The sequence below is a fragment of the Klebsiella sp. 4_1_44FAA genome (assembly GCF_000238715.1).
In the GTDB taxonomy this organism is placed as follows: Bacteria; Pseudomonadota; Gammaproteobacteria; order Enterobacterales; family Enterobacteriaceae; genus Klebsiella; species Klebsiella pneumoniae.
On sequence record NZ_JH414798.1, the window covers coordinates 19,905 to 37,239 of the forward strand.

19 protein-coding genes are annotated in these 17,335 nt (G+C 58.0%); 16 read left to right on the forward strand and 3 right to left on the reverse strand.

Annotation, left to right across the window (positions count from 1 at the left end):
- Positions 1–208: 208 nt before the first annotated feature.
- Positions 209–1,384 carry an MFS transporter gene (locus HMPREF1024_RS25240; protein WP_004149211.1) on the forward strand — a complete coding sequence of 392 codons (1,176 nt, stop codon included), beginning with the start codon at positions 209–211 and terminating at the stop codon, positions 1,382–1,384.
- Between the two features lie 86 nt (positions 1,385–1,470).
- Here the strand turns inward: HMPREF1024_RS25240 and flk are convergent, their stop codons facing one another.
- Positions 1,471–2,448 (reverse strand): flagella biosynthesis regulator Flk, encoded by a 978-nt coding sequence (gene flk / locus HMPREF1024_RS25235; protein WP_004174966.1) that lies wholly within the window; start codon positions 2,446–2,448, stop codon positions 1,471–1,473.
- A gap of 110 nt (positions 2,449–2,558) precedes the next feature.
- On the opposite strand from flk, the gene pdxB reads away from it, so the two are divergent.
- The 10 genes from pdxB (at position 2,559) to HMPREF1024_RS25185 (ending at position 12,360) form a co-directional block, all read left to right on the forward strand.
- Positions 2,559–3,695: a 4-phosphoerythronate dehydrogenase PdxB gene (gene pdxB, locus HMPREF1024_RS25230; protein ID WP_009307374.1), complete on the forward strand. Its 1,137-nt coding sequence runs from the start codon at positions 2,559–2,561 to the stop codon at positions 3,693–3,695.
- Positions 3,696–3,758: 63 nt separating this feature from the next.
- Positions 3,759–4,772, forward strand: a complete 1,014-nt coding sequence (locus tag HMPREF1024_RS25225) for an aspartate-semialdehyde dehydrogenase (protein ID WP_002913227.1) — start codon at positions 3,759–3,761, stop codon at positions 4,770–4,772.
- Positions 4,772–5,584: a tRNA pseudouridine(38-40) synthase TruA gene (gene truA, locus HMPREF1024_RS25220; RefSeq protein WP_009307375.1), complete on the forward strand. Its 813-nt coding sequence runs from the start codon at positions 4,772–4,774 to the stop codon at positions 5,582–5,584. The genes HMPREF1024_RS25225 and truA overlap by 1 nt, the downstream gene beginning before the upstream one ends.
- 26 nt (positions 5,585–5,610) lie before the next feature.
- Positions 5,611–6,270, forward strand: coding sequence for a DedA family protein (locus HMPREF1024_RS25215; RefSeq protein WP_002913221.1), 660 nt, complete (start codon positions 5,611–5,613; stop codon positions 6,268–6,270).
- 185 nt (positions 6,271–6,455) lie between these two features.
- Entirely contained in the window at positions 6,456–7,376 is a 921-nt protein-coding gene (gene accD / locus HMPREF1024_RS25210) for an acetyl-CoA carboxylase, carboxyltransferase subunit beta (protein WP_002913220.1), read from the forward strand.
- A gap of 75 nt (positions 7,377–7,451) precedes the next feature.
- Complete coding sequence (gene folC, locus HMPREF1024_RS25205) at positions 7,452–8,720, forward strand: bifunctional tetrahydrofolate synthase/dihydrofolate synthase (protein ID WP_002913219.1); 1,269 nt, start codon at positions 7,452–7,454, stop codon at positions 8,718–8,720.
- Positions 8,710–9,399: a cell division protein DedD gene (gene dedD / locus HMPREF1024_RS25200; protein WP_004184999.1), complete on the forward strand. Its 690-nt coding sequence runs from the start codon at positions 8,710–8,712 to the stop codon at positions 9,397–9,399. The genes folC and dedD overlap by 11 nt, the downstream gene beginning before the upstream one ends.
- Before the next feature lie 216 nt (positions 9,400–9,615).
- The gene (gene cvpA, locus HMPREF1024_RS25195; protein ID WP_002913214.1) at positions 9,616–10,104 is read left to right on the forward strand and encodes a colicin V production protein; all 489 of its coding nucleotides are present in this window, start codon (positions 9,616–9,618) and stop codon (positions 10,102–10,104) included.
- A gap of 33 nt (positions 10,105–10,137) precedes the next feature.
- Complete coding sequence (purF, locus tag HMPREF1024_RS25190) at positions 10,138–11,655, forward strand: amidophosphoribosyltransferase (RefSeq protein ID WP_002913213.1); 1,518 nt, start codon at positions 10,138–10,140, stop codon at positions 11,653–11,655.
- Positions 11,656–11,790: 135 nt separating this feature from the next.
- Positions 11,791–12,360, forward strand: coding sequence for a UbiX family flavin prenyltransferase (locus tag HMPREF1024_RS25185; RefSeq protein WP_002913212.1), 570 nt, complete (start codon positions 11,791–11,793; stop codon positions 12,358–12,360).
- An 80-nt stretch (positions 12,361–12,440) separates the two neighbouring features.
- Here the strand turns inward: HMPREF1024_RS25185 and HMPREF1024_RS30995 are convergent, their stop codons facing one another.
- Positions 12,441–12,602 (reverse strand): hypothetical protein, encoded by a 162-nt coding sequence (locus tag HMPREF1024_RS30995; protein WP_004140952.1) that lies wholly within the window; start codon positions 12,600–12,602, stop codon positions 12,441–12,443.
- A 40-nt stretch (positions 12,603–12,642) separates the two neighbouring features.
- Here HMPREF1024_RS30995 and argT point away from each other — a divergent pair, with 40 nt between their 5' ends.
- The 5 genes from argT (at position 12,643) to hisP (ending at position 16,720) form a co-directional block, all read left to right on the forward strand.
- Complete coding sequence (argT, locus tag HMPREF1024_RS25180; RefSeq protein ID WP_004140951.1) at positions 12,643–13,425, forward strand: lysine/arginine/ornithine ABC transporter substrate-binding protein ArgT; 783 nt, start codon at positions 12,643–12,645, stop codon at positions 13,423–13,425.
- A 267-nt stretch (positions 13,426–13,692) separates the two neighbouring features.
- Positions 13,693–14,475, forward strand: a complete 783-nt coding sequence (gene hisJ, locus HMPREF1024_RS25175) for a histidine ABC transporter substrate-binding protein HisJ (protein ID WP_002913209.1) — start codon at positions 13,693–13,695, stop codon at positions 14,473–14,475.
- Between the two features lie 64 nt (positions 14,476–14,539).
- Positions 14,540–15,226 carry a histidine ABC transporter permease HisQ gene (locus tag HMPREF1024_RS25170; RefSeq protein WP_009307376.1) on the forward strand — a complete coding sequence of 229 codons (687 nt, stop codon included), beginning with the start codon at positions 14,540–14,542 and terminating at the stop codon, positions 15,224–15,226.
- A complete protein-coding gene (gene hisM / locus HMPREF1024_RS25165) occupies positions 15,223–15,939 on the forward strand; it encodes a histidine ABC transporter permease HisM (RefSeq protein WP_002913207.1) in 717 nt (238 codons plus the stop codon). The genes HMPREF1024_RS25170 and hisM overlap by 4 nt, the downstream gene beginning before the upstream one ends.
- Positions 15,940–15,946: 7 nt before the next feature.
- On the forward strand, positions 15,947–16,720 hold the full coding sequence (gene hisP, locus HMPREF1024_RS25160; RefSeq protein ID WP_002913206.1) for a histidine ABC transporter ATP-binding protein HisP: 774 nt from the start codon (positions 15,947–15,949) through the stop codon (positions 16,718–16,720).
- Positions 16,721–16,725: 5 nt separating this feature from the next.
- Here the strand turns inward: hisP and HMPREF1024_RS25155 are convergent, their stop codons facing one another.
- Positions 16,726–17,253 carry a GNAT family N-acetyltransferase gene (locus HMPREF1024_RS25155; RefSeq protein WP_009307377.1) on the reverse strand — a complete coding sequence of 176 codons (528 nt, stop codon included), beginning with the start codon at positions 17,251–17,253 and terminating at the stop codon, positions 16,726–16,728.
- Positions 17,254–17,335 lie beyond the last annotated feature (82 nt).

The following is a 17,335-nucleotide window of genomic DNA, read 5'->3' on the forward strand; positions in this document are numbered from 1 at the left end:
CAGCATGTGATGCGCAAAGGGGAGCCACCGGCTCCCCTTTTTTGTCATCTTGACAGGGTAAGAGCCCGCAGGCACACTGCTCGCGGATCCATTAGTCTCTCCACTAATGCGTAAGCGTTTAACGTCAACCAACGCGCCTTAACCCTGATAATCAGGTGGAGGGGGCGTGTCGTTTTGCTCGCCTTACTCTGCGAATCTGGAGTAATGCATGTCCGCAGTTACTGAAACAACATCCAATTCTTCGGCGAATTTTTCGCTTTTCCGTATTACGTTTGCCGTCTTTTTGACCTATATGACCGTTGGTTTGCCGCTGCCGGTGATCCCGCTCTTTGTCCATCAGGAGCTGGGGTTTGGCAACACCGTGGTTGGCGTGGCGGTAGGGATCCAGTTCCTCGCCACCGTTCTGACCCGGGGGTACGCCGGGCGCCTGGCAGACCAGTACGGCGCCAAACGTTCCGTCCTGCAGGGGATGCTGGCCTGCGCCCTGGCGGGCGCGGCATGGCTGGCCGCTGCGCTGCTGCCGCTGCCGGTGCTCGCCAGGCTCGGCCTGCTGCTGCTGGGCCGCTTGATCCTCGGGTTTGGCGAAAGCCAGCTGCTGACCGGAAACCTGAGCTGGGGGATGGGCCTGGTGGGTCCGGCCCGTTCCGGCAAAGTGATGTCATGGAACGGCATGGCGATGTACGGCTCGCTGGCGGTGGGCGCCCCGCTGGGATTATTGATCTATAGCCATTTTGGCGTGGCGGTGCTGGCCTGTGTCACCATGGGACTACCGCTCGTCGCCTGGCTTATTAACGGTACCGTGCGCAAAGTGGCGGCCCACGGAGGCGAGCGGCCTTCACTCTGGAGCGTCATCGGCATGATCTGGCGCCCGGGCATTGGCCTGGGCCTGCAGGGTGTCGGCTTTGCGGTGATCGGCACCTTCGTCTCCCTCTATTTCGCCAGCCATAGCTGGCCAATGGCCGGCTTTACCCTGACGGCGTTTGGTGGCGCCTTTGTGCTGATGCGAGTGCTGTTCGGCTGGATGCCGGATCGGTTTGGCGGCGTTAAGGTGGCGATGGTCTCGCTGCTGATAGAGGCGGTTGGTCTGACGCTGCTGGGACTGGCGCCGAATGCCTGGCTGGCGCTGGCCGGTGCGGCGCTGACCGGGTGCGGCTGTTCCCTTATTTTCCCCTCACTTGGCGTGGAAGTAGTGAAGCGCGTCCCGGCGCAGGTGCGCGGCACCGCGCTCGGCGGCTATGCGGCCTTTCAGGACATCTCCTATGGCCTGACCGGGCCGCTGACCGGCCTGCTGGCGACCTCGCTGGGCTACTCGTCGGTGTTCCTTGCCGGCGCCCTCTGCGCGGCGCTGGGGATCCTCGTCACCCTTATCTCATTTCGCCGCTAGGTTATTGTCCGGCCTGAAAACGCTGTAGGAAACACCGCGGCGTTTGGCATGAAAGGGAGCCGTAAACGCCGCCGGTGGCTGCTGGGCTACAGCAGGAGCCACAGCACAAGGAGCAGGACAACCGCGCCCAGCGCCAGCTGCCACGGCTTAGCGCTCCACGTCCGCCTCGCGACTGGCTCCTCCTGCGGGATGGCCAGCGTCTCCTGGGCGCGGGCCACCCGCAGCACAAACACCTTGTTCAGCAGCGCCAGGATCTGCGCCGGGCTCAGCGTGGTCTGCGGCGTGACCTGCCAGCTGCGACTGGCAAAGTCGACAATTTTCTGCCACTCCGCGGCCTCCAGCGGCTGCTTGAGCGCTCCCTGCAGCGAGGTGAGCGTCGGCGCGCTTTGCGCACTCAGCGTTTGCCGCGCCTGCAGCCAGTACGAAAGCGGCAGGAAGTGCGTCGCCGGGATCAGCTCCCCGGACTTGACGCCGCAAAGCTCCAGCATGGATTGCCAAATCAGCTTGCTTGGTTCGCCGGTGGCGGCCGCCAGCTTAGTCACCAGCTGATTGAGCGTATTATGCTCGGCTGGCAACAGCGGGCGCAGGGTCGGCGGGCGCTGCTGCGGCTGCGGGATCGACAGCTGGCCATGCTGCAGCAGATGCAGAATGGTCTCCAGCTGCGTCTGGCTAAGGGCATGCAGCGCCGTTTGCCCATAATGCTGACGAATATAATCGCTCACCGCCTGGCGGTTATTGCCCTGACCGAGCAGATCGCTGAGCTGCGCTAAGGTCTGGCGATGATGATGATTATCCTGAGCGGCGGCTAAGCGCTGGTTGAGACTGGCCTCCGCGGCGCTGAAATGGCAGGCCAGCAGGGGCGAGTCGCCTTTCAGTCCGAGGTCATGTTTGACGCAGGCCCACACTTCCGCGTTCTGCTGCGAGGTCAGCGCCACCAGGCGCGTGATCAGTCGCTCCAGAACGGTGCGTTGCTGCATGGAAAGCGAAGGTTCGCCGGTGGCGGCAGTGCCTGATGGGCCTCGCCCTGGAGGACGGTCTGGCATATCAGCAAGGGGGTGCGTCATGATTCATCCTTTCGATATCGCGGTGCTGGAACCAGGTGATGAGTATGCCTGGCGGCCAGATTATGGCACACTTCCCCAGTTAACTCTCGTTCTCAGACAGGTACTGAACTGTGAAAATCCTCGTTGATGAAAATATGCCCTATGCCCGTGAGCTTTTTAGCCGTTTAGGCGACGTGCAGGCGATCCCAGGCCGTCCGGTCCCGGCCGATGCCCTGACCGATGCGGATGCCCTAATGGTGCGTTCGGTCACCCGGGTCAATGAAGCATTGCTCGCCGGCAAGGCCATTAAGTTCGTCGGCACCGCTACCGCCGGCACCGATCACGTCGATCAGGCGTGGCTGCAGCAGGCGGGGATTGGTTTCTCTGCGGCGCCCGGCTGTAACGCCATTGCGGTGGTAGAGTACGTCTTTTCATCGCTGCTGATGCTGGCTGAACGCGACGGCTTTGCGCTGCGCGATCGCACCGTCGGGATCGTCGGCGTCGGTAACGTTGGAGGGCGACTGCAAAAGCGCCTGGAAGCGTTGGGGATCAAAACTCTGCTCTGCGACCCACCGCGCGCCGATCGCGGCGACGAAGGTGACTTCCGCTCCCTCGAGGCGCTGGTCCAGGAAGCCGATGTCATCACCTTCCATACGCCGCTGTATAAAGAAGGGCAATATAAAACCCTGCATCTGGCGGATGAGGCGCTGATAAGCCGCCTGAAGCCTGGAACGATTTTGATCAACGCCTGCCGCGGGCCGGTGGTCGATAACGCCGCACTGCTAAAGCGGCTGGAAGCTGGTCAGCCGCTGAGTGTGGTATTGGACGTCTGGGAGCCGGAGCCGGATCTAAACGTTGAGCTTCTCAAGCGAGTGGATATCGGTACCGCGCATATCGCCGGCTACACCCTCGAAGGGAAAGCGCGCGGGACGACGCAGGTTTTTGAAGCCTACAGCGCCTTTATCGGCCATCCGCAGCAGGTAGCGCTGGACACTCTGCTGCCGGCGCCGGAATTTGGCCGCATTACCCTGCATGGAACGCTCGATCAGCCGACGCTGAAAAGACTGGTCCACTTGGTGTATGATGTGCGCCGCGATGATGCGCCGCTGCGGAAGGTGGCCGGCGTCGCCGGTGAATTCGACAAGCTGCGTAAAAATTATCAGGAACGTCGCGAATGGTCTTCGCTGTATGTGCAGTGCAGCGATGAGCAGGCGGCGACGCTGTTGCGCCAGCTCGGTTTTAACGCCGTGCATCATCCTGTTCGTTAATGTCTTCTTAATGCCCCTGCCGGATACTCCGGCGGGGCCGCTTTATTTCTGGAGTTAACCACCATGTCTGAAGGCTGGAATATTGCCGTACTGGGCGCAACGGGCGCCGTAGGCGAAGCCCTGCTCGAAACTCTTGCTGAACGCCAGTTCCCGGTAGGAGAGATTTTTGCTCTGGCGCGCAACGACAGCGCGGGCGAACATCTGCGTTTTGGTGGCAAGTCGGTGATCGTCAAAGACGCCGCCGAATTTGACTGGACCCAGGCCCAGCTGGCTTTCTTCGCCGCCGGCGTCGAAGCCAGTGCAGCGTATGTCGAAGAAGCGACCAACGCCGGGTGTCTGGTTATCGATCTCAGCGGCCTGTTTGCGCTGGAGCCGGACGTACCGCTGGTGGTGCCGGACGTGAACCCGTTCGTATTAGGCGATTACCGCAACCGCAACCTGATTGCGGTGCCTAATAGCCTGACCAGTCAGCTGTTGACGGCGCTCAAACCGCTGATCGATCAGGGCGGGTTGTCGCGCATTAGCGTCACTAACCTGCTCTCCGCCTCGGGGCAGGGGAAAAAAGCGGTGGATGCGCTGGCGGGGCAGAGCGCTAAGCTGCTGAACGGCATCCCTATCGATGAAGACGATTTCTTTGGTCGCCAGCTGGCGTTCAACATGCTGCCGCTGCTGCCGGATCGTGAAGGTAGCGTGCGCGAAGAGCGCCGGATCGTCGATGAAGCGCGCAAAATTCTTCAGGATGACGGGCTGATGATCTCCGCCAGCGTCGTTCAGTCGCCGGTCTTCTACGGCCATGCGCAGATGGTGAGCTTCGAAGCGATGCGCCCGCTGGCGGCGGAGGAGGCGCGCGACGCTTTTACCCGCGGCGAGGATATCGAACTTTCTGAAGAGGGCGAATTCCCGACTCAGGTTGGTGATGCCTCAGGCAATGCCCGCCTCTCCATCGGCTGCGTGCATAACGATTACGGTATGCCGGAGCAGATCCAGTTCTGGTCGGTAGCGGATAACGTGCGCTTCGGCGGCGCGCTGATGGCGGTGAAGATCGCCGAGAAGCTGATTGAGGAGTACCTGTACTGATGTCTGAGATGGAGCAACAGCCGATCTGTAAAATCGCGCTGGGCATCGAGTACGACGGCAGCAGATATTACGGCTGGCAGCGGCAAAACGAAGTGCGCAGCGTGCAGGAGAAGCTGGAAAAGGCGCTCTCGCAGGTGGCGAACGAACCGATTACCGTTTTTTGCGCCGGCCGCACCGACGCCGGCGTCCATGGCACCGGCCAGGTGGTGCATTTCGAAACCCGGGCGCAGCGGAAAGATGCCGCCTGGACGCTGGGGGTAAATGCGAATTTACCTGGTGACATCGCGGTGCGTTGGGTCAAACATGTACCGGCGGATTTTCACGCCCGGTTCAGCGCCACGGCGCGCCGCTATCGCTACGTCATCTATAATCATCGCCTGCGTCCGGCGGTGTTAAGTCATGGCGTAACGCATTTTCACCAGCCGCTCGACGCCGAGCGTATGCAGCGCGCCGCGCAGTGTCTGCTGGGAGAGAATGACTTTACCTCGTTTCGCGCGGTACAGTGCCAGTCGCGTACCCCGTGGCGCAACGTGATGCATATTAACGTTACCCGCTACGGCGCGTATGTGGTGGTGGATATCAAAGCGAATGCCTTTGTACATCATATGGTCAGGAATATTGTAGGCAGCCTGATGGAGGTCGGGGCCGGAAACCAGCCGGAGAGCTGGATGGCAGAACTGCTGGCAGCAAAAGACAGGACGCTCGCTGCGGCAACGGCAAAAGCGGAAGGGTTGTATCTGGTGTCGGTGGATTACCCGGCCCACTATGATTTACCGGTGCTGCCAATGGGCCCGCTGTTTCTGGCGGACTAATAGGGTCATTAAGGGTAAAGACAAACATGGACTTGATTCACTTTTTAATTGATTTCATCCTGCATATTGATGTGCACCTTGCCGAACTGGTTGCCCAGTATGGCGTCTGGGTTTATGCCATTCTGTTTTTGATTCTGTTCTGCGAAACCGGGCTGGTGGTGACGCCATTCCTGCCGGGCGATTCCCTGCTGTTCGTCGCGGGCGCGCTCTCGGCCTTGCCAACCAACGATCTCAATGTCCACCTGATGGTACTGCTGATGGTCATCGCGGCCATCGTCGGCGATGCGGTCAACTACACCATTGGCCGGCTGTTCGGCGAAAAGCTGTTCAGCAATCCGAACTCAAAGATATTCCGTCGCAGCTATCTGGATAAAACCCACAGCTTTTACGAACGTCACGGCGGGAAAACCATTATCCTGGCGCGCTTTGTGCCGATAGTCCGAACCTTCGCGCCGTTTGTGGCGGGAATGGGGCATATGTCCTATCGTCATTTTGCAGCCTATAACGTGGTTGGGGCGCTGCTGTGGGTGCTGCTGTTCACCTATGCCGGCTATCTGTTTGGCGATTTGCCGGTGGTGCAGGAGAACCTGAAGCTGCTGATCGTGGCGATCATCGTGCTTTCCGTCCTGCCGGGCGTGATTGAGATTATTCGCCACAAGCGGGCGGCGGCGAAGCAGGCGAAGTAGTTTAGCCTGTGTTGCGCGTGGCGGTGCAGAGCGTCACGCGCAGCGGTTTGACCACTTTTTTATCCCATGTTCCGGGATGATATGATTTAATGTGCAACATTCATGGTCTGTAAGAGGCAAAAATGGCATTATGCGCCCCTTACGACAAAACTGGCATCGACCAGGTTCAGGCAGAAAGGTTATCAATGAGCTGGATTGAACGAATTAAAAGCAACATCACTCCCACCCGCAAGGCGAGCATTCCTGAGGGTGTATGGACCAAGTGCGACAGCTGCGGTCAGGTACTCTACCGCGCCGAGCTGGAGCGCAACCTGGAGGTTTGTCCTAAGTGCGATCACCATATGCGCATGTCGGCGCGTAATCGCCTGCATAGCCTGTTGGATGAAGGTTCTCTGGTAGAACTGGGTAGCGAACTTGAGCCAAAAGATGTGCTGAAGTTCCGCGATTCAAAAAAATACAAAGACCGCCTGGCGTCCGCTCAGAAAGAGACGGGCGAGAAAGACGCGCTGGTGGTGATGAAAGGTACGCTCTACGCGATGCCGGTGGTTGCCGCCGCCTTTGAATTCTCCTTTATGGGGGGATCGATGGGTTCCGTCGTCGGCGCACGCTTTGTACGCGCGGTGGAGCAGGCGCTGGAAGATAACTGCCCGCTGATCTGCTTCTCCGCCTCCGGTGGCGCCCGTATGCAGGAAGCGCTGATGTCGCTGATGCAGATGGCGAAAACCTCCGCGGCGCTGGCGAAAATGCAGGAGCGCGGACTGCCGTACATCTCCGTGCTGACCGACCCGACCATGGGCGGCGTATCGGCGAGCTTTGCGATGCTGGGCGATCTGAACATTGCCGAGCCGAAAGCGCTGATCGGCTTTGCCGGTCCTCGCGTTATCGAGCAGACCGTACGCGAGAAGCTGCCGCCGGGATTCCAGCGCAGTGAGTTTCTGATTGAAAAAGGGGCGATCGATATGATCGTTCGCCGTCCGGAAATGCGTCTCAAGCTGGCCAGCATTCTGGCGAAGCTGATGAACCTGCCGGCGCCGGTTGCCGTTTCGGAAGCGCCTCATGAAGGCGTGGTGGTGCCGCCGGCACCGGATCAGGAACCTGAGGCCTGATAAAGCAGAGGGCAGGGCCTGGCGGCGCTGCCCTTTTTTATTCATACGCGTTAACCGTCAATTCTTACGGGCATCATGGAAAAAGATCCTATTCCTCAGGCCACGTCGCCCCTGGCTACGTGGCTTTCTTATCTGGAACATCTGCACAGTAAAACCATCGACCTTGGGCTAGCGCGCGTCAGCGAGGTCGCCGGGCAGATGGATATCGTTAAACCGGCGCCGTTCGTTTTTACCGTCGCGGGCACCAATGGCAAAGGCACCACCTGCCGCACGCTGGAAACCATCCTGATGGCGGCCGGTTATAAAGTGGGGGTCTACAGCTCTCCGCATCTGGTGCGCTACACCGAACGCGTGCGCATTCAGGGGGCTGAACTGCCGGAGGCGGCGCATACGGCTTCGTTTGCTGAAATCGAAGCGGCGCGGGGTGACATCTCGCTGACCTATTTTGAATACGGCACGCTCTCGGCGCTGTGGCTGTTTAAGCAGGCGCAACTGGATGTGGTGATCCTTGAGGTCGGGCTCGGCGGGCGTCTCGACGCCACCAACATCGTTGATGCCGACGTCGCGGTGGTCACCAGCATCGCCCTCGATCATACCGACTGGCTGGGGCCGGATCGCGAAAGTATCGGCCGGGAAAAAGCGGGCATCTTTCGCGCCGGTAAACCGGCGGTGGTGGGGGAGCCGGATATGCCGCTCACCATCGCGGAAGTGGCTAGCGAGAAGGGCGCGCTGCTCCAGCGCCGCGGCGTCGACTGGCGCTATGAGGTGGAGGGCGAAACGTGGTCCTTCCGCGATACGGCAGGGGCGTTAAGCCACCTGCCTCTGCCTCAGGTGCCGTTGCCGAATGCGGCGACGGCCGTGGCGGCGCTGCGCGCCAGCGGACTTGCCGTGGATGACGCTATCCTGCGCGCAGGGATCCGCGATGCGATGCTCCCGGGACGCTTTCAGATAATCAGCGACGCCCCGCGAGTGATCCTCGATGTGGCGCACAACCCGCACGCGGCGGCCTATCTCGCCGGGCGTCTCAAAACGTTAGCGAAAACGGGACGCGTGCTGGCGGTTATTGGTATGCTGCATGATAAGGACATCGCCGGCACGTTGGCCAATCTGGCTCCGGAAGTCGATGCCTGGTACTGCGCGCCGCTGGAAGGCCCGCGCGGCGCGACGGCAGAGCAGCTGGTGGAACATTTGCGCTGCGGTACAGTCTATAGCAGCGTGGCGCAGGCGTGGCGTGCGGCCATGGCTGACGCTAAAGTGGAAGATACCGTGCTGGTGTGTGGTTCGTTTCACACCGTAGCGCAGGTTATGGAAGAGATAGACGCGGGGAGAATCGGTGGCGAGTAAGTTTCAGAACCGTTTAGTCGGGACAATCGTGCTGGTGGCGTTGGGGGTGATTATCCTGCCAGGGCTGCTGGACGGGCAGAAAAAGCATTACCAGGATGAGTTTGCCGCGATCCCGCTGGTACCGAAACCGGGCGATCGCGATGAACCGGATATGTTGCCGGCGGCAACCCAGGCGTTGCCTTCGCAACCGCCGGAAGGGGCGGCGGAAGAGGTGCGGGCGGGCGATGCCGCCGCGCCATCGTTAGATCCATCGCGTATTCCGGTGAACAGCAACAGCTTCGATGACGTTCAGGAGCCGGTGGTGGCCGCGAAACCGCAGCCCAAGCCGCAGCCGAAACCGCAGCCGCAACAGCAGGCCGCGACGCCAACGCCGCCGCCGGCTAAGCCACAGCAGCAACAGCCACTGCAGCAGCAGGCGGCCCTGCCGGCGCCGACCGGCAAAGCCTATGTGGTTCAGCTGGGCGCGTTGAAGAACGCCGATAAGGTGAATGAGATTGTCGGTAAACTGCGGGCCTCGGGTTTCAAAGTCTATACGTCGCCTTCGACGCCGGTACAGGGTAAAATTACCCGCATCCTCGTCGGCCCGGATGCGTCAAAAGACAAGCTGAAAGGCCAGCTGGGCGATCTGCAGCAGATCTCCGGGCTTAGCGGGGTGGTGATGGGCTTCACCCCGAACTGATTGTTTTTTCCGCCATGCGGAGAGAACGTGGCGGGGAGAAACGCCCCGCAAACCCTGTCTCAGCCGCCCTGAAGAGGCGAAAGGCAGTCTGGCGTTGAATGTTTTTTCAGCGCCATTTTTATTTCTGTAGGGCATGGAAATCCCTACGCAAACGTTTTCTTTTTCTGTTAGAATGCGCCCCGAACTGGACGACAGGGCGTAAATCGTGGGACGTATATGGTCTGGATTGATTACGCCATTATGGCGGTGCTGGGTCTTTCTTGCCTGGTCAGCCTGATCCGCGGCTTTGTTCGCGAAGCTTTATCGTTAGTCACGTGGGGTTGCGCGTTTTATGTCGCCAGCCATTACTACGCTGACCTGTCTGTCTGGTTTACGGGCTTTGAGGATGAACGGGTTCGAAATGGGATTGCTATTGCGGCGCTGTTTATCGTGACGCTCATCGTTGGCGCTATCGTGAACTATGTGATAGGCCAACTGGTGGAGAAGACCGGTTTGTCAGGAACCGACAGGGTATTGGGGATCTGCTTCGGCGCGCTACGTGGGGTGCTGATCATCGCCGCTATCCTGTTCTTCCTGGACACCTTTACCGGGATGGCGAAGAGCGATGACTGGCATCAGTCGCAGTTTATTCCCTATTTTACCCCCGTCATCAGATGGTTTTTTGAATACCTGCAAAGCTCGTCAAGTTTCTTGCCTAAAGTATAGACTTTGGGTCGTTGCTGAACGAGGAAAAGACGTATGTGCGGTATTGTCGGTATCGCCGGTGTTATGCCGGTTAACCAGTCGATTTATGATGCGCTAACGGTGCTCCAGCACCGTGGACAGGATGCCGCTGGCATCATCACCATTGATGCCAACAACTGCTTCCGGTTGCGTAAGGCTAACGGGCTGGTAAGCGACGTATTCGAGGCCCGCCACATGCAGCGTATGCAGGGCAATATGGGTATTGGCCACGTGCGTTATCCTACGGCGGGCAGCTCCAGCGCCTCCGAGGCGCAGCCGTTTTACGTTAACTCGCCGTATGGCATCACATTGGCGCATAACGGCAACCTGACCAATGCGCACGAGCTGCGTAAAAAGCTGTTTGAAGAAAAACGCCGCCATATCAATACCACCTCTGATTCCGAAATCCTCCTCAATATTTTCGCCAGTGAGCTGGATAACTTCCGTCACTACCCGCTGGAAGCGGACAACATCTTCGCGGCGATTGCGGCGACCAACCGCCTGATCCGCGGCGCGTACGCGTGCGTGGCGATGATCATCGGGCATGGCATGGTGGCCTTCCGCGACCCTAACGGCATTCGTCCGCTGGTGCTGGGTAAACGTGACGTTGGCGACGGTCGCACCGAGTATATGGTGGCCTCGGAGAGCGTGGCCCTTGATACGCTTGGTTTTGAATTCCTGCGCGATGTGGCGCCGGGCGAAGCGGTCTATATTACCGAGAAGGGCCAGCTCTATACCCGTCAGTGTGCCGATAATCCGGTCAGCAACCCGTGCCTGTTCGAGTACGTCTATTTTGCCCGTCCGGACTCGTTTATTGACAAAATTTCCGTCTACAGCGCCCGCGTCAACATGGGGACTAAGCTGGGCGAAAAGATTGCCCGCGAGTGGGAAGATCTGGATATTGACGTCGTTATTCCGATCCCGGAGACTTCCTGCGACATCGCGCTGGAAATCGCCCGCATTCTCGACAAACCTTATCGTCAGGGCTTCGTGAAGAACCGCTACGTCGGCCGGACGTTTATCATGCCCGGTCAGCAGCTGCGTCGTAAATCTGTTCGCCGTAAGCTCAACGCCAACCGTGCGGAATTCCGCGATAAGAACGTGCTGCTGGTCGATGATTCCATTGTACGCGGCACCACCTCGGAGCAGATCATTGAGATGGCGCGTGAAGCAGGGGCGAAAAAAGTGTATCTCGCCTCCGCTGCGCCGGAAATTCGTTTCCCGAACGTGTACGGTATCGATATGCCGACCGCCAACGAACTGATCGCCCATGGCCGCGAAGTGGATGAGATCCGCCAGATCATTGGCGCCGACGGCCTGATTTTCCAGGATCTCAACGATCTGATCGACGCGGTGCGCGCGGAGAACCCGGATATTCAGCAGTTTGAATGCTCGGTGTTCAACGGCGTATATGTGACCCGGGATGTCGACCAGCAGTACCTCGACTATCTTGACTCCCTGCGTAACGATGATGCCAAAGCGGTCCAGCTGCAGAACGAAGTCGAAAACCTCGAGATGCACAACGAGGGTTAAGCCGTTCACGCGTCGCGGGCCTGCCGTACCGAAAGGACGGCGGGCTTTTTTTCGCCCCTCAACTGTGCGTCAATAGTTGCGCCAGAGGCTATAATCCGGCAAAGTCTGCGGCACACGCGCAAGGGGTAACAGAACGTGAAACGACTGATTATTGGCATTTCCGGCGCCAGCGGCGCCATTTACGGCGTGCGGATGCTGCAGGTGCTAAGAGATGTGCCGGATATTGAAACTCATCTCATCCTCAGCCAGGCGGCGCGCCAGACGTTGGCCATGGAGACCGACTACTCCGTACGTGAGGTGCAGGCGCTAGCCGATGTGGTGCATGACGCCCGCGATATCGCCGCCAGTATCTCTTCCGGTTCGTTTAAAACCGCCGGGATGGTGATTTTACCCTGCTCAATGAAGACGCTCTCGGGCATTGTCCATAGCTATACGGATGGCCTGCTGACCCGGGCGGCGGATGTCGTGCTGAAAGAGCGTCGTCCGCTGGTGCTCTGCGTGCGGGAAACGCCGTTCCATTTGGGCCATCTGCGTCTGCTGGTTCAGGCTGCAGAGCTGGGGGCGGTGATAATGCCGCCGGTACCGGCTTTTTACCACCGGCCACAAAGCCTGGACGATGTCATCAACCAGACCGTCAATCGGGTACTCGATCAATTTGATATTAGTCTGGAGCACGACTTGTTTACCCGCTGGCAGGGGGCCTAGTGTCGCACTATAGTGGTGCATGAAATGTACGCTTGCGCTGCGGTGGTGCAAATTTGTTGCCGCGATCAAATCCTCGACATTTATTTCGTCTTTTTGCGCTCAGGCGCTGCGGTTTCGCCAGTAATGCTGGTATCTTCCCTTTTAAGACAATCCTGCAACTTTATTTTAACAAATTTAACCCTGTTCCCGGCACGCACCGGGAAGATGGCACAAAAACTGCAGGATTGATCGGCAATCACCATAACAAGCAACGCACCACATCACGACACTTAAGGGTACTGTATGAAGAAGACGATTCTGGCTCTCTCTTTACTCGTGGGAATGAGCAGCACGGCCAGCGTGTTTGCTGCTCTGCCGCAGAGCATTCGCATTGGCACTGACGCGACCTATGCGCCATTTTCGTCGAAAGACGCGAAAGGGGACTTTGTTGGCTTTGATATCGATTTAGGCAATGAGTTGTGCTCCCGAATTAAGGTGAAATGTACCTGGGTCGGCAGTGATTTTGACTCCCTGATCCCCTCCCTGAAGGCGAAGAAGATTGACGCCATCATCTCTTCCCTCTCTATTACCGAGAAGCGCCAGCAAGAGATCGCCTTCTCTGACAAGCTATATGCCGCTGACTCGCGTCTGATCGCCGCCAAAGGGTCGCCGATCCAGCCGACGCTGGAGGCGCTGAAAGGCAAGCACGTCGGCGTGCTGCAGGGTTCTACTCAGGAAGCCTATGCTAACGACCGCTGGCGCAGCCAGGGCGTTGACGTGGTGGCTTACCAGAACCAGGATCTGATCTATTCAGACCTCGCAGCTGGCCGTCTGGATGCGGCGCTGCAGGATGAAGTCGCCGCCAGCGAAGGCTTCCTGAAACAGCCTGCCGGGAAAGATTTCGCCTTCGCCGGCCCGTCCGTTAAAGACAAAAAGTACTTTGGCGACGGCACCGGTATCGGCCTGCGTAAGGAAGACGCCGAGCTGAAAGCCGCGTTTGATAAAGCGCTGGGCGAAATGCGTAAAGACGGCACCTACGACAAAATGGCGAAGAAATACTTCGATTTTAACGTGTACGGCGACTAAGACTGCTGCAGGCCCGCACAATGGGGTGGGCCTGCCGCCAGGTTCGTATCCATGCCCCAAAAGGGTGCATCTAAACGCGCTGTGGATCATTTCAGTGCAAAAGCAGCCAGTTTTTTGGCTAAAAAATGCATAGTTAAGCGTTTCTGATGCAAAAAATCGGCCTTTCTGGTGCATAAATCTTTGCCCTTAAGGGGCGAATAATGGCACGATAACTGGCGTAAATAGTTCTAATAAACCCGTTAGAATGACAGTCTGTCGAGGATAGTTATGAAAAAACTGGCGTTGTCTCTCTCTTTAGCGCTGGCCCTTTCCAGCGTTTCCACGGTCTTTGCCGCCATCCCGCAAAAAATTCGTATCGGTACCGATCCGACTTATGCTCCCTTCGAATCGAAGAATGCGCAGGGAGAATTGGTCGGTTTTGATATCGATCTGGCAAAAGAGCTGTGTAAGCGTATTAATACGCAATGTACCTTTGTTGAAAACCCGCTGGATGCGCTGATCCCCTCCTTAAAAGCGAAGAAAATCGACGCGATTATGTCTTCGCTGTCGATTACTGAAAAGCGCCAGCAGGAAATTGCCTTCACTGACAAGCTGTATGCGGCAGATTCGCGTCTGGTGGTGAAAAAGGGCAGCCCGGTAACGCCGGATCTCGCCACCCTCAAGGGTAAGCGCGTGGGCGTGCTGCAGGGGACGACTCAGGAAACCTATGGCAATGAGCACTGGGCGCCGAAAGGTATCGAAATTGTCTCCTATCAGGGGCAGGACAATATCTATTCCGACCTGACCGCCGGCCGGATCGACGCCGCGTTCCAGGATGAGGTCGCGGCCAGCGAAGGGTTCCTGAAACAGCCTATTGGTAAAGATTACCAGTTTGGCGGCCCGTCAATCAAAGACGAGAAACTGTTTGGTGTTGGCACCGGTATGGGGCTGCGTAAGGAAGACAACGAACTGCGTGAAGCGCTGAATAAGGCGTTTGCAGAGATGCGTAAGGACGGCACCTACGACAAGCTGGCGAAAAAATATTTCGATTTTAACGTATACGGCGAATAATTCTCACGCCTCGCCATTGCGTGCGTTTCGCGCGCAATGGTGAATGACAGACAGGGTAGGCAGCATGCTGTATGGGTTTTCACAGGTTATTTTGCAGGGTGCGCTCGTCACCCTGGAGCTTGCGCTCAGCTCGGTCGTTCTCGCCGTCCTGATTGGGCTGGCGGGCGCTGGCGCAAAGTTATCGAGCAACCGTCCACTGGCGCTGGTATTTGAAGGCTATACCACTCTTATCCGCGGCGTGCCCGATCTGGTGCTGATGCTGCTGATTTTCTACGGCCTGCAGATTGCGCTAAACAGCGTTACCGACGCGCTGGGTATGGCCCAGTTTGATATCGATCCGATGATCGCCGGGATTATTACCCTTGGCTTTATCTATGGCGCCTATTTTACGGAAACCTTCCGCGGCGCCTACCTGGCGGTGCCGAAGGGGCATATCGAAGCGGCTACCGCCTTTGGCTTTAGCGGCGGGCAGACGTTCCGGCGTGTTCTCTTCCCGGCGATGATGCGCTACGCGCTGCCGGGGATAGGCAACAACTGGCAGGTTATCCTCAAAGCGACGGCGCTGGTCTCGTTGCTGGGGCTGGAGGATGTGGTCAAAGCCACGCAGCTGGCCGGGAAAAGCACCTGGCAGCCGTTCTACTTCGCCATCGTCTGCGGCCTGATTTATCTGGTGTTTACCACCGTTTCTAATGGCGTACTGCTGCTGCTCGAACGCCGCTATACCGTTGGCGTGAAGAGGGCTGACCTGTGATTGAAATTATTCAGGAGTACTGGAAATCACTACTGTGGACCGACGGCTATCGCTTTACCGGCGTGGCGATTACCTTATGGTTGCTGATCTCTTCAGTGGTAATGGGGGGCATCCTGGCGGTGTTTCTGGCCATCGGCCGCGTCTCGAGCAATAAGTTTATCCAGTTCCCCATCTGGCTGTTCACTTACATATTTCGCGGCACGCCGCTGTATGTGCAACTGCTGGTTTTTTACTCCGGCATGTATACCCTGGAAATCGTCAAAGGCACGGAGCTGTTGAACGCTTTTTTCCGCAGCGGGCTAAACTGCACGGTACTGGCGTTAACCCTGAATACTTGCGCCTATACCACTGAAATTTTCGCCGGCGCGATCCGCTCAGTACCCGCCGGAGAAATTGAAGCAGCGCGGGCCTACGGCTTCTCGTCAGTCAAACTGTATCGCTGCATTATTCTGCCTTCCGCGCTGCGGATTGCGCTACCGGCCTATAGTAACGAAGTGATCCTCATGCTGCACTCCACCGCGCTGGCGTTTACCGCTACGGTACCGGATCTGCTGAAAATCGCCCGCGATATCAACTCGGCCACCTATCAGCCGTTCACCGCGTTTGGCATCGCCGCGGTGCTTTATTTAATTATCTCGTATGTGCTGATTAGCTTGTTCCGTAAAGCGGAAAAGCGCTGGTTGCAGCATATCAAACCTTCTTCGACGCATTGAGAACGCCATGTCCGACAATAAATTAAACGTTATCGATCTGCATAAACGCTATGGGGAACACGAGGTGCTGAAGGGCGTCTCGCTGCAGGCGAAAGCCGGGGACGTTATCAGCATCATCGGTTCATCGGGTTCCGGAAAAAGTACCTTTTTGCGCTGTATTAACTTCCTTGAAAAACCGAGCGAAGGCACGATCGTCGTCAGCGGCCAAAATATTGGTCTGGTACGGGATAAAGACGGCCAGCTGAAGGTGGCCGACAAGAACCAGTTGCGCCTGCTGCGCACCCGGTTGACCATGGTGTTTCAGCATTTCAATCTGTGGAGCCATATGACGGTGCTGGAGAACGTCATGGAGGCGCCGATTCAGGTGCTGGGCTTAAGCAAACAGGAAGCGCGCGAACGGGCGGTAAAATATCTGGCCAAGGTCGGGATAGACGAACGTCAGCAGGCGAAGTATCCGGTGCATCTTTCCGGTGGCCAGCAGCAGCGTGTCTCTATTGCCCGCGCGCTGGCGATGGAACCGGAAGTGCTGCTGTTTGATGAGCCGACCTCCGCGCTGGATCCGGAACTGGTGGGCGAAGTGTTACGCATTATGCAGCAGCTGGCGGAAGAGGGAAAAACCATGGTGGTGGTGACCCATGAAATGGGCTTTGCCCGCCACGTCTCTTCACATGTCATTTTTCTGCATCAGGGTAAAATTGAAGAAGAAGGGCATCCGGATGCGCTGTTTGGCGCGCCGAAAAGCCCGCGCCTGCAGCAGTTTCTGAAAGGTTCGCTGAAATAATCGGCTCATCCGGCGTCTGCGGACGCCGGATGAGCTTCCCGCTCCAGCCGATAGATCCAGTCATCGTAATCGACGCCGTTCAGATGATAGGCTTTCTCCAGCACCTGGGTGCGCACAAAGCCTTGCTTCTCCAGCAGGCGCGATGAGCCACGGTTTTCACCCAGCACCCAGGCATTGATGGCCTGCACCCCCAGGGTGGTGAAACCATACTCGCAGACCGCCCGCAGCGCTTCGCTGGCATAGCCTTTTCCCTGAGCCTGAGGCAGCAGCGCGTAGCCGACGTCAGCTTCGTGCGGATTTTTCGGGCTGATGCGGAGCCCAATATCGCCCAGCGCCTCGCCGAATTTATCGCGCAATACAAACACCCCGGGATCGGCACAGCGACTGACGAAGACGCTGCGCAGCGCCTCCTCGCTTAACACCTCCCCCATAAAACGCATCACCTGCGGATCCTGGCGCAGGCGCAGAAAAAAGGGCCAGTCATCGGTAACAAAGTGGGTAAGCGAAAGGCGTGGTGTGGTGATGGTCGTCATAAAGCAGTCAATACGCAGAAAGAAAAGCCTACCTTAGCACTTTGCTTTGCCAGGTAACACCGGCGAACCGGCCGGCTGGCGG